Here is a 12,418-nt window from a genome sequence, read left to right on the forward strand (position 1 = left end):
TGCCTCTTATGCGCCAAGCGCCAGTGGTAAGTCAGAACGTTCACGCGCGGTTAGCGCCAAGCTCGTGCAATCGCAATCGAGCTGGTTTTTTTGCGCCAAATACACATCAAACGGCATTTGTGGTTGCGCTTCGAGCGCCGCTTGCGCGCGATGCGATTGAGTGACCGCTTGAGTTAAACGAGCCCTCCACACCTCATCAACGCTTTGGTTGCGAAACTGCGCTCGGTGCGCTGCGGCTTTTTCGCCCGCCCATACCGCAAAGCTCTGTGAGCGAGTCTGCATTTCATGCAACATCTGCGCAGATGGAGTTAAACCGCTGTCGTGCAATTTGGCACGCTGAGCTGCCAACGCGCTTTGATGAATCGACGTGCCCAGCGCGCGATCAAACAGCGTCGCCAGCGCCTCTAACGGCTCAAGCAGCGCTAAGCCAAGTGCTTTAACACTCATTGCGCCCTCGCCACTTGGCAGGCGCAGATTTGGATCGCGACCGTACAGTGCCACTTGATTTTGTCGCTCAGCCACGCTTTGCCGCTCAGCCAAACTCAATGCGTCACTTGGCGCAAGCGCGCAGTAGAGTAAAAACAGATCCAAAAAAGCGCTTTGGTGTTCATCAATGCCAAAAGGCAAAAACGGATTGGTGTCCAAACTGCGCAGTTCAACGTATTGCAGCCCTTTGTGGCACAGCGCGTTGAGCGGTCTTAAATTGGCGTCAACAATTTTGGGTCGAATGGCGCCATACAGCTCATTTTCCAGCTGGATCACCGCGCTATTAAGTTGCCCTTCTGCGGGCAGAGCTTGATAGCGGTGACTGGGCTGGCGCAACACTTGACACAAACCGTCTAAATATTGCGCCTTGCTGTCGTAACTCAGTGGGTAGCGCGCTTGCTCTGCGCTGCTGTAACCTATCGAACTTAACCGTAATGATGTGGCATACGGCAAATACAAACTCGTCTCATCAAACGCCAGCAGCGCATGATCCTCTGTCGCAATATAACTGCGATCAACCACGGGTGAAGCGCCAAACAGGTAGGCCAAGATCCAGCCGTGACGCATGACGTTGCGAATCAAAGCAAAATACCGTTCCGAGATAAAGCTTTCCAGCGGCTGACCGTGTCCTTGAACATGGTGCAAGTCGCGCCAAAATTGATCTGGCAATGAGAAGTTATAGTGAATGCCCGAAATGAGCTGCATACGTTTACCGTAGCGATGAGCCAGCCCTTGACGATAGCGCTCTTTCAGCTTGGCTTGATTCGAAGCGCCGTAGCGCGCAATCTCGATGGCATCATCGTTTGGCAAATAAGGCGGCATGCTCGTCGGCCACATCCACTCGCCCTCGGCCAAATTGGCATCAACAAACTGATGTAACGACGCGAGCGCTGCAAACGTATCGGCGCGCGAGGTGAGCGCTGGTGTCACTAACTCAAGCTGCGCTTCAGCAAAATCGGTGGTGATGTAAGGATGCGTCAGCGGCGCGCCAAGTGCCGCTGGGTGCGCGGTATTTGCCAACTGATTTGTGTGGCTACGTGCCGATTCACGTTCGATACCACGGGTTATCATTGCTAAAGAGGCTTGGCTCTTTGGTGTGTTCAATAGCGCGATGATATCGCGCCCAAGAGGAGAAACTGCTGTCATTTACACAATTCACGTCGTTAAGATAGTGATAAGACGACGCTCAATCGTAAAAGACGCAATTTATTTTTGACTTTAACAGCGCGAACAGCCGCCCTTTTTCTTAGGCGTCATATCTGGAAAGCCATCATGACCGATTTCAACATCGCAGCACGCCATCAGTTTTTCGCGAAATTTGACTCGGCTGCGCTGAACCCGACTTTTGGCGCCCGACAAAGATAGCCCCAGTTTGTCGGCAATCACTTGTTGTGGCACTCCCTCCAATTCAGCAAGACGCAGCGGCAGACTGTATTTTTCTGGCATATCATCGATAAGCGGCAGTAAACACTGCGCCAACTCTTCGCGTGCTTCCAAACCGTCATCGGCCTCTTCTGCTACCAAATCGGCGGGTAATTCATCATAAGGCTGGTGCTTGCGATAAAAGTCCATAATCGTGTTGTGCGCAATCCGATACAACCAACCTTTGAGGCTGCCTTGCGATTTTAGCTGATGCAGATTGGTACTGGCTTTGATGTACACATCTTGCAAAATGTCATCGACCGCATCGATATCTTTGACACGCTTACTCACATACTGACGTAACTGCGCCTTATGCGCTTGCCATTCCGACAACATAATTCAAACCCAATAATGAAAATCAGCCAAATGTACCTCAAGACGAAGTGATCACCAAAAAATGCAAGGTGACACCGAAAAGCGCTCTTAAACAAAAAAACACACCGCAAGCGGTGTGCTCAATCAATCTTAGGAGTGACGTCTGTTAACCTAATTAGTCATCTCTTTCTTCACAACATCGCTCACTTTACTTTTTGGCGCTTGCTGACACGCTTCAACAATGTCATCCACCTCAACCGGATCAAGCTGAGCAATCTCAGTGATGCTGTTTGCTGAGACAATGTAACCAATGGCCACAGGCACCAAGCTATAGTCCTGGCCTAACAGCACCTCACAATCCATGTCCACGGTCATAGTGGCAGGCTTGGCGGCATGACCGTCTGCTAGCGAGAAAAAAGAGGCTGATGCGAGCATCGCGCCGACGGCTAAAGCTTTGATCTTCATAAGTTACCCCATTCAATCTTCGATGATGAAATTCAAATTAGGCGACGCTTGACACTACCCATTCGCTTGCACACGGTTCACAACGTCAAAATGTTTGAGCGGGTAGCGCCACGTCGAAATTAGCTTAGGTGAGCTACCAAGCGCGATAAGCATGAATTTCCACTCAGCCGATGAATTTCCCTCTCACCCTTTTGGGTGACGTTTCCACGGCTCACGCCATGCGCAAGACCAGTAAACTCGGGCAATGCCGCTATTAAGAAGAGGTTTTCATCTTATTTATCAAATTCTCGCACATGAGACAGCAAGCAAAGACGGAAAAGGGTTTTCTCATTCAATAGCGACTTACGACCACGGATACAAGAAGCGTCAATTCTCAACTAAACTTTTGCCATCGCTTATGCCCTTCTTCTAAAAGGAGCGTTGACAATGAAATCTCTCGTTGCCATTACTGGTGCCAGCTCTGGAATTGGCGCCGCCATTGCCAAACGGCTCAGCGCCGCGGGTCACCCTTTGTTACTGATGGCGCGTCGCATGGATAAAATGCAAGCGTTAGGGCTGCCTAACACCTTGTGTGAAGCCGTTGATGTGCTGGATCGCGCTTCACTCACCGCGGCCATCGACAAAGCGCAAACGCAGTATGGTGATGTAGATTGCTTAATCAACAACGCAGGGGTAATGCTATTGGGACAAATCGATACGCAAGATCCTGCCGAATGGCAACAAATGTTTGATCTTAATGTGGTGGCACTGCTCAATGGCATGCAGACCGTGTTAACCTCAATGATGACGCGAAATCACGGCACCATTATTAACATCAGCTCCATTTCCGGTCGAAAAACATACCCCAACCGAGCGGCGTATTGTGGATCAAAATTTGCGGTTCATGCGATCTCAGAAAACGTACGTGAAGAGGTTGCAGACCATAACGTCCGTGTCATTACCATTGCGCCTGGGGCGGTCGAAACCGAGCTACTGTCACACACCACCTCGGAAGAGATAAAGAAAAATTACAGTGCATGGAAGGTCGATATTGGCGGTGTTTTAATGGCCGACGATGTGGCTCGTGCGGTCGAGTTTGCCTATCAGCAGCCACAAAATGTCTGTATTCGTGAAATCGATTTAGCGCCGACAAAGCAGCAGCGATAAGCCGAGACGATGTCAGTTAATTCGTTGTAATATAATCGAGTAACCTCGATATATACGGTTAACAAACATTCGGCACTCAAGGCGTGCCACCTTAATCGACGAAACAGAGCATACAGATCCCATGTACCAACACCTCGAGCAAGCTGCTGAAAAACCGCCACTGTGGTCGGCTTACACCGCCGAGCTATTATGGGCAGACCCATACATCGCCACGCAGATGCTGCAATACCATTTAAACCCAAACATTCCGGCGGCATCGCGACATTTTGATTTTATTGATGAGTCTGTGGGTTGGTTAATCAAGCAAGGGCAGCTGAGCGAAACATCACGTACCATTGATTTTGGGTGTGGCCCAGGCCTCTACACGCAGCGCTTAAAAGCGCGCGGTATCGGCACCGTTGTCGGGCTGGATTTCTCACGTAACTCACTAAATTATGCAGCCGAACAAGCCCAACATGCCGACCTCGCTATCGAATACCACTACGGCAATTACTTGGACTATCAAGATGAGCGAAAATTTGATCTGATCTCGCTTGTGATGTGCGATTTTTGCGCCCTCAATCCAACACAACGCGCGCAATTATTGGCCAAATTTAAAACCCTACTCGCTCCCAATGGCATCATTGCGCTTGATGTGTACACCCAGCGCCGATTTGCTGCACAACCAGCGTCATTGCAGCTTGGCAAAAACACCATGAATCATTTTTGGAGCGCCGACGATTATTGGTGTATTCAAGCCTCGTTCACCTATGATGCTGACTTAGTGACTTTAGATAAATACACGGTTATCGAAGCGGCGCGTCAGCAAATCGTCTATAACTGGCTGCAGCACTTCACACGGGCAATGCTTGAACAAGAATTGCAACTACACGAACTAGAAATTGATTCGGTATACGATGATTTATGCGGCAAGCCCCACAGCGACGCTGATGAGATGGCACTGATCATTCGTCATCGAACACAACCATAAAAATTTAGGAGAATCGCCATGACTCAGCCCATAGGATACGCCGTTGCTAACTGGCAAGCCCCGCCGTTTCCCACGCATGAGATATTAACTGGCCATTTTTGCCGCTTGGAGCCGCTGAATGTCGCCAAACACAGCCAAACGCTCTTTGCCGCGAATGCGCTGAACCAAGATGACACACTTTGGACTTATTTACCTTACGGTCCATTTGCCACTTTGAGCGATTATCAGAGCTGGCTTGCGCTCTCAGAGCAGAGCCAAGATCCTCAATTTTATGCGGTGGTGGACAACGCCTCGGGTGAGGCTATTGGCGTCATCAGTTACCTGCGCATCACCCCTGAAGCAGGCACCATCGAAATTGGTCATCTGTGCTTTTCGCCACGCTTGCAAAAAACACCCGCGGCAACCGAAACCGTCTATTTACTGATGGCCAAAGCCTTTGAGTTAGGTTATCGCCGCTGTGAATGGAAATGTGATGCGCTTAACCAACCTTCGCGCCATGCTGCGCTACGCTATGGTTTTACTTTTGAAGGCATTTTTCGCCAAGCTGGCGTGTACAAAGGTCGCAATCGAGACACCGCTTGGTTTGCGGTGTTAGACAATGAATGGCCAATATTGCAACCGGGTTTTCAGATGTGGTTAGCCAGCAGTAACTTTGATTCTCATGGCCAGCAGAAACAGCGCTTGAACCAATGCTTTGCTGTGCAGTCACACCCTTAGGTTCTGTTAACTCGATATACCCAAGTGACTTCAACTAAGGAACACTATGAGAACAATTGGTAATTTAATTTGGCTCCTCTGCGGCGGCTTTTTTATGGGACTCGCGTGGTGGTTTTTTGGCCTGCTAGCGTTTATCAGCATTATTTTTATCCCATGGGGACGCGCCTGTTTTGTTTTGGGGAATTTTTCGTTTTGGCCCTTTGGCTATGAGGCGATTTCTCGCGATGAGTTAACCAACCAAACCGACATTGGCACCAGTCCACTGGGTGTTATTGGTAATATTATTTGGTTCATTTTTGCCGGAATTTGGCTCGCTATCGGTCACATTTTGTCGGCGGTGGCCTGTTTTGTCACCATCATCGGCATTCCATTCGCTCTGCAGCACCTTAAACTGGCGGCAATTTCGCTCGCACCAATAGGGAAAACAGTGGTGACCAAGGAGGAAGCGGCGGCGGCACGTTATTCACGCTAACGCTCAGCTCAGTTTAATGGCAAGGAGGCCATTATGACATCAAGCATAGAGATTCATGACACACTCAGCTCTGCCAGCGTAAAGCGGGTGCTGATCCTATTTGCCCACCCGTCACAGCAACGTTCTGAAGTCAATGTGCCAATGTTTCATGCAGCGCAGCGCATTGATGGCGTGACGTGTGTTGATCTCTATGGCGAATACCCAACCTACAACATCGATATTGATAAAGAGCAGCGTCGGTTGCTCGACCACGATGTGATCCTATTTCATTTTCCACTTTACTGGTATTCAACCCCTGCCATTTTAAAAGAGTGGCAAGATTTGGTTCTTGAATATGGCTTTGCTTACGGCACGAAAGGCAACGCGCTAAAAGGAAAAACCTTTTTATGCGCCATTAGCGCCGGTGGGCGAGAGACGGCTTATCGTCATGATGGTATCAATCACTTCACGGTCCGTGAGCTGTTGGCTCCCCTTGAACAGATGGCCAACCTGACTCAAATGGACTACCTGCCCCCCTTTATGCTTTATGGCGCACGCAGCGCTCAAGAAGAGCAGACCATTGACGGCCATATTGCGCTATGGCAAACCCTGCTGCAGCAATTGCAAACAGACACCCTGCCCTTTGATACTGTGCGCGAAGCAGCAACCCTCAACGCGCACATTTTACCGGCTAAATTGGGAGGCTCGTTATGACCTCACTGTTTCTTCAAGCGTTCATCTACCTTGCCGCCGCCGTGATTGCGGTGCCACTTGCCAAACGGTTTGGACTTGGCTCGGTGCTCGGCTATCTGCTGGCCGGTGTCATCATTGGGCCTGTCGTGGGCTTGGTGGGTAGTGAAACCATCACTATTCAACACTTTGCCGAATTTGGCGTCGTAATGATGCTGTTTTTAGTCGGGTTAGAGCTTGAGCCGAAAATGCTCTGGTCGATGCGGCATAAACTCCTCGGGTTGGGTGGATTGCAAGTCAGCCTCACTGCGGGTTTGGTTTTTGCGTTGGCACTGTGGCTTGGGGAATCTTGGCGCGTAGCCTTAACCATAGGACTTATCTTCTCACTCTCTTCGACCGCTATCGTATTACAAACCTTCAACGAAAAAGGATTAGGTCGCACCGAAGGAGGTCGCAGCGCCTTTTCCGTTCTGTTATTTCAAGACATTGCGGTGATTCCTATGCTGGCTTTCATTCCTCTTCTGGCGCTGCCAGAGGCGGTGACGGCGGCCAAAGAGATTGCGCAAAACGCCGCGGAGCATCACGACACTTTAAGCTTGGTGGCAGGACTCCCAAGTTGGGCGTATGGACTAGCGATTATCGCAGCGATTGTGGTGGTAGTCGTCGGCGGTCATACGCTTAGCCGGCCGTTATTTCGCTTTGTCGCCAGCTCAGGCCTGCGCGAAATTTTCACCGCCACCGCGCTCATGTTAGTGATAGGCATTGCCGCGCTAATGAGTTTGGTTGGTTTATCACCCGCGCTTGGCACCTTTTTGGCTGGGGTCGTGCTAGCAAACAGTGAATTTCGCCACGAACTTGAGTCGAGCATTGAGCCTTTCAAAGGGTTGCTGTTAGGGCTGTTTTTCATCACCGTTGGCGCAGGAATTAACTTTGCCTATTTAAGCGCTAACCTTGGTGATGTCATTGGCCTCACGGTGGGCATCATTGTTCTCAAAGCCTTGGTGTTACTGGTTCTCGCGCTACTATTTCGCATTCGGCGCAGCGATGGCTGGCTGTTTACATTGAGTCTTGCTCAAGCGGGTGAGTTTGGCTTTGTTTTGTTAAGTTTTTCACTTCAGCAGCATGTGCTCTCCGCCGAATTAACCCAAACGTTGGCGTTAGTCGTCGCGCTGTCCATGTTCCTAACGCCCGGGCTTTTTATCATCTTTGAAAAACTGATCATGCCTCGGTATCAAAAACAGAGTAATCAACGCGAGCAAGACAATATTAGTGACAATGGCAGTGTCATTATTGCCGGTATGGGGCGCTACGGGCAGATCGTGAATCGTTTACTGAGCACCAATGGCATCAAGACTGTGATGCTAGATCAGCAGCCCGAACAGGTGGACCTATTAAGACAATTTGGTACGAAAGCGTTTTTCGGTGACGCGACACGGCCAGATCTGCTGCACAGCGCCGGCATCGAACACGCCAAAGCGCTTGTTGTGGCGATGGATACTCAAGAGAGCGCAACTGAATTAGTTAAATACGTCAAACACGCTTACCCGCATGTCCTCATTATTGCTCGTGCGTTTGATCGTGGTCACGGCTACCTTTTGCGGCAAGCAGGCGCAGACTGGATTGAATCAGAGACGTACCATTCTGCTTTAGAGTCGGCAGGAGAGGCGATGCGCGCACTCGGACTGCACCCCTTCTTTATCGAACAGCAAAAAATGACGTTTAAACGGGTTGAGGCTCGAAAATCAGAATCGCTCTATCAAGCTTGGGCTGATGAAAGCCAAGGAGAACGTTTTGATAATAATTATCGCCGCCTCTTTCGCCACTTAGAAGATAAAATGGCCGAAGAAATGCAGCGCGATCGTAATGACAGCCAAGCAGGTGCGGCGCGTGGTTGGACACCACCGCCTAAGGGTTATTCCGACCACCTCAAAGACGAGGAGCGTTAGGTCTTACGTTTCAAGTAAAAAGGGGGGATAGAACTGCTAAAGTTAAATAACCTTACCTAAGACAAAAACACGTGGAATAGCCCATGAAAACGCCATTACCTTCAGGGGAATTTCATCCCCCGCTACTTGGGCTTGACCATATTGTGCTGCGCACAGACGACATCACCGCAATGCGCCACTTCTACCAAACCGTATTGGGCTGCGTGTTTGAACGCGCCCTACCTCATCTTGGGTTAACCCAATTGCGCGCAGGTAGCGCGTTAATTGATCTGGTCGAAGTCAATAGTGAGCTCGGTCGCCAAGGGGGTAAATCACCCTCGCAAAACGGCCGCAATATGGACCATTTCTGCCTCACGTTAGCCCCCTGCGACGAAGCCGCTTTACTCGCCCACTTGCGCCATCATCACATCCCGATTGAACCGACGAATAATCCTTTCATTGAGCGTTATGGTGCTTACGGGTTTGGCCGTTCCATCTACATTCGCGACCCACAAGGCAATGTGGTTGAGCTCAAGCCACTTGCCGATTCCTCATCAAGAGATACCCACCCTATCTAAGGTTGTCTATACCCAAGTGACCTCAAGATGCTGGATTCAGAGCCAGCTCACTGGGCTGAGAGCAAGGCAAACAACGCAGCGAAATAGCCAGTCTATTTTCAAGTTGTTTAACACAGCTATCGGTTCAGTGACTGGCTCCCAAAGGGCGAGCTGTCTTGGCTCATCAGCTTTGTTGACGATTTTCGATTGAGAACCACTCAATCTTCAAATCCTCGCCTCACTGATAAACCAAGTCATTCTCGCTGAACCATGCATCTTGAGGTTACTTGGGTATATACCAACACATTTTGCGACTCACTCTACAAATGTACTTTTAAGACAATGAGTTAAATTGAGTAATGGCTCGAAAATCCAGTACATCGCGTGCGGACTCTCTCGTATTTATGGCCAGCCAATCTGACACTATTTCACCCAAGCGTCATGCTGAAAAATGAAATACACCCAAACCACTTGAAGTGACGGACAACAAATTGGCCACTTCAAGTTGGACACTAATACGAATAATGAAGAGAGAACATCCCATGAAAAAAGCACTCGCTTTTGCTATCGCCATGAGCTTACCAATGGCATCAGCTCTGGCCAAAGAACCGGTGGTTGCAGGCTATTTTGCCGATTGGCAGTATGAAAATGAAGCCAACCCTTACACAGTACAAGACATTCCAGCTGACAAACTGACGCACATTATCTATGCATTTTTAAGTATGTGTGGCCCTCATACTGCCGCCAGCGAGCGTGTGCAGGGACAAATTGCCGCCGCTTGTGAAGGCAAGCGCCCTTATACTGCGGTTGTTGTCGATCAAGAGGCCGCATTGAACATCGACTTTGGCCCGGTTTCGGTGGATGTCCCCTATCAAGGCCACTTTGCTCAATTGGCCCAACTCAAAAGCGAGCACCCCAACCTCAGCATTCTGCCTTCTTTTGGCGGCTGGACCATGTCTGAACCATTTCACGCGATGGCGAAAAACCCAGAAGACATTAAATGGTTTGCCAAAACTGCGGTTGACCTTATCGCCCAGTACGACTTTTTTGGCGGCATTGACCTCGACTGGGAATACCCCGGTGGTGGTGGCCTGACAACCTCACCTTGGGATAAAAAAACCGCGCTAACGGATGCGCAAAAAGCACAAGAAAAAGCGGCATTCACCCTACTCGTCACTGAACTGCGCAAACATCTCGATGCGCTCAGTGACACCACGGGAAAAACTTATGAACTTGGCACCGCCGTTGGTGTTGGTTTCAAAGCCACCAGCATGGATTGGCCCGTCGTCTCGCCACATCTAGATCTGATGTTTGCTATGACATACGACTATCTTGGCGCTTGGGGCCCACAAACAGGCCATTTAACCAACTTATTTGCCACAGAAGAAGGCTGGTGGGGCATGGGCACCGATGCCTTTGTTCAGCAGATGATCGATCTCGGTATGCCGAAAAATAAAATTGTGATTGGCGCGACCTATTTTGGCCGTGGCTGGGAAGGGACAAAAGACTTCGATGGTCAAAACATGCCCAAAGAACTCGCCTCAGAACGAGGCGCTCAATTTGGCACACACCCTGACGAACCGGGGGCCTTTATGTTCTGGGACTTAATGCGTAACTACACGGCTAAAGAAGGTTATGTACAGGGCTACGACGCCAAAGCCGAAGCACCTTATTTGTGGAATGCGGAGAAAAAAGTATTTATCTCCTACGATAATGAGCGCTCAATTAAAGCAAAAGCGGACTGGGTGAAACAGCAAAACCATGCCGGTTTATTTGTGTGGGATTTGGCTGGTGATGACAATGAACGCCTGACCAATGCGATGGCCGAGGCGATGAAGTCGAAATAATAACTTAATCGGCGGAGAAAATACGACAAAGGCAACAGCCACACTGTGGCTGTTGCCATTAGAAATCAGACAAATTACTCGTCATCTGCTTTGCTATCCGTTGAAAGCACTCTAAATCTTGCTCAGAAATGCCTTGCTGTATCTCGCGCAGCATAGCGGCATCAATTTGCGCTAACTTTGCCACAATCATTTGCCCGTTTTGAGTAAGGCCCAAACACTGACTCCGTTTATCTTCAGGGTTAGGCTCTTTGACGATCAGCGCTTGTTCAAACAAATTATTAAGTAGTCGAGTCACCTGCGCCTTGTCTCGATCGAGTAAGTGCGCGATATCCATCGCCGTGCAATTCGGCTTCTTGCTAATGATTTTAAGCACGCGCACGTGCATGGGCGCAATCGCCAACTCTAACGCGTTAATCCTATCTTGCAGATTTCTTTTCAGGCTATGCACCAGTTTGAAAATCGTATCCAGTGATGTTTTTTCAGACACACTCACTCCTTTACGCATGTGGTTGACATTGTCAACCTTTTAAACTATGGTTGATATTATCAACTTTATTAATGGCTAATTCAAGATAACAGCCCCAATTCCCAAACGAAATAAGGTAGCTCATATGGCCCTAAACATTCGCAAAGACAAACATTACACGATCACGATTGAAGAAATGGGCGTCGATGAGCCCAAAACTCTTCAGTTTGAATATCAAGATCGCGAAGACTTATTCAAGGCCGTTGAAAAAATTCAGCAAGGCAGTGGGCTAGAGCCTAACGTCGCCACTAAGGTGGCGGTGGCAGTGCGCTTACTAGGCCCTGTGATGATGGCCGATCGCAAACACCCGCTGTTTGTCGATTTTATGCCACACTTTAGAGCCTTCATGCAGAATCTGAAAAGCACAGTCAAACTTGCGCTTAAAGGTGAATAAACGGAATACTCATCGTGTGGTGCTCACCACACGCTTTTTTGTTTTCTCGTGATAAGCTCGTGTCTATACCCAAGTAACCTCAAATGCTTAAGACACTCAAAGAGAACACCACCATGCGCACGTCCCTTTTTCTGATCCTCGCTTCGTTTGTCATCAGTTTTCCCTCATCAGCCAGCGTTCGAGCCGACCAAGCTTGGACCTGGGTAGAACAAGGCGCGCTATTGCTTGACGTGCGGACACCAGCTGAATTTGACGCCGGTCACCTAACTCACGCGATAAATACCCCGCTTGCAGAACTTGAGCAACAGGTCAAACTGATCCCAAGAACTCAGCCTATTGTGGTCTATTGTCGCAGTGGCCAACGCTCTGCACATGCGGAAAAATTACTGCATCAATTCGGTTTTACACGAGTTCACAATGGCGGTGGCTATCTTGAGATGCAGCGTTAACTGTCAAGAGTCGGGCGATTTTCCGCGCGAATTTTACTTTCGCTTGCGCGCAAAATCG

The 12,418-nt window shown here is 49.4% G+C and carries 14 protein-coding genes; 10 read left to right on the forward strand and 4 right to left on the reverse strand.

Going from position 1 to position 12,418, the window contains the following annotated elements; translation table 11 throughout:
- Positions 1 to 6 precede the first annotated feature (6 nt).
- The 3 genes from gshA to HGP28_RS03075 form a co-directional block, all read right to left on the reverse strand.
- Positions 7 to 1,632: a glutamate--cysteine ligase gene (gshA, locus tag HGP28_RS03065; protein ID WP_168834965.1), complete on the reverse strand. Its 1,626-nt coding sequence runs from the start codon at positions 1,630 to 1,632 to the stop codon at positions 7 to 9.
- A 72-nt stretch (positions 1,633 to 1,704) separates the two neighbouring features.
- Positions 1,705 to 2,244 carry an RNA polymerase sigma factor SigZ gene (sigZ, locus tag HGP28_RS03070; protein ID WP_168834966.1) on the reverse strand — a complete coding sequence of 180 codons (540 nt, stop codon included), beginning with the start codon at positions 2,242 to 2,244 and terminating at the stop codon, positions 1,705 to 1,707.
- 150 nt (positions 2,245 to 2,394) lie between these two features.
- A complete protein-coding gene (locus HGP28_RS03075) occupies positions 2,395 to 2,688 on the reverse strand; it encodes an HdeA/HdeB family chaperone (protein ID WP_168834967.1) in 294 nt (97 codons plus the stop codon).
- 426 nt (positions 2,689 to 3,114) lie between these two features.
- Between HGP28_RS03075 and HGP28_RS03080 the strand changes: the two genes are divergently transcribed.
- From HGP28_RS03080 to HGP28_RS03115, 8 genes are all read left to right on the forward strand, one after another.
- Entirely contained in the window at positions 3,115 to 3,834 is a 720-nt protein-coding gene (locus HGP28_RS03080; RefSeq protein WP_168834968.1) for an SDR family oxidoreductase, read from the forward strand.
- 121 nt (positions 3,835 to 3,955) lie between these two features.
- The gene (locus tag HGP28_RS03085) at positions 3,956 to 4,804 is read left to right on the forward strand and encodes a class I SAM-dependent methyltransferase (RefSeq protein ID WP_168834969.1); all 849 of its coding nucleotides are present in this window, start codon (positions 3,956 to 3,958) and stop codon (positions 4,802 to 4,804) included.
- 18 nt (positions 4,805 to 4,822) lie between these two features.
- Complete coding sequence (locus HGP28_RS03090) at positions 4,823 to 5,521, forward strand: GNAT family N-acetyltransferase (protein ID WP_168834970.1); 699 nt, start codon at positions 4,823 to 4,825, stop codon at positions 5,519 to 5,521.
- Positions 5,522 to 5,567: 46 nt separating this feature from the next.
- Entirely contained in the window at positions 5,568 to 5,993 is a 426-nt protein-coding gene (locus HGP28_RS03095; protein ID WP_168834971.1) for a YccF domain-containing protein, read from the forward strand.
- Positions 5,994 to 6,026: 33 nt separating this feature from the next.
- The gene (locus tag HGP28_RS03100; RefSeq protein ID WP_168834972.1) at positions 6,027 to 6,686 is read left to right on the forward strand and encodes an NAD(P)H-dependent oxidoreductase; all 660 of its coding nucleotides are present in this window, start codon (positions 6,027 to 6,029) and stop codon (positions 6,684 to 6,686) included.
- On the forward strand, positions 6,683 to 8,608 hold the full coding sequence (locus tag HGP28_RS03105) for a monovalent cation:proton antiporter-2 (CPA2) family protein (RefSeq protein WP_168834973.1): 1,926 nt from the start codon (positions 6,683 to 6,685) through the stop codon (positions 8,606 to 8,608). Before HGP28_RS03100 ends, HGP28_RS03105 begins: the two co-directional genes overlap by 4 nt.
- Before the next feature lie 83 nt (positions 8,609 to 8,691).
- Complete coding sequence (locus HGP28_RS03110; RefSeq protein ID WP_168834974.1) at positions 8,692 to 9,165, forward strand: VOC family protein; 474 nt, start codon at positions 8,692 to 8,694, stop codon at positions 9,163 to 9,165.
- A 521-nt stretch (positions 9,166 to 9,686) separates the two neighbouring features.
- A complete protein-coding gene (locus HGP28_RS03115) occupies positions 9,687 to 10,991 on the forward strand; it encodes a glycoside hydrolase family 18 protein (RefSeq protein ID WP_168834975.1) in 1,305 nt (434 codons plus the stop codon).
- 58 nt (positions 10,992 to 11,049) lie between these two features.
- On the opposite strand, the gene HGP28_RS03120 is transcribed toward HGP28_RS03115, so the two are convergent.
- Complete coding sequence (locus HGP28_RS03120; protein ID WP_168834976.1) at positions 11,050 to 11,478, reverse strand: MarR family transcriptional regulator; 429 nt, start codon at positions 11,476 to 11,478, stop codon at positions 11,050 to 11,052.
- Between the two features lie 124 nt (positions 11,479 to 11,602).
- Here HGP28_RS03120 and HGP28_RS03125 point away from each other — a divergent pair, with 124 nt between their 5' ends.
- Entirely contained in the window at positions 11,603 to 11,911 is a 309-nt protein-coding gene (locus HGP28_RS03125) for a DUF3861 domain-containing protein (protein ID WP_168834977.1), read from the forward strand.
- A gap of 83 nt (positions 11,912 to 11,994) precedes the next feature.
- Positions 11,995 to 12,360 carry a rhodanese-like domain-containing protein gene (locus HGP28_RS03130; protein WP_439333824.1) on the forward strand — a complete coding sequence of 122 codons (366 nt, stop codon included), beginning with the start codon at positions 11,995 to 11,997 and terminating at the stop codon, positions 12,358 to 12,360.
- The last annotated feature ends 58 nt before the right edge of the window (positions 12,361 to 12,418 follow it).

It is taken from the genome of Vibrio agarilyticus, from assembly GCF_012641465.1.
GTDB classification, from domain to species: Bacteria; Pseudomonadota; Gammaproteobacteria; order Enterobacterales; family Vibrionaceae; genus Vibrio; species Vibrio agarilyticus.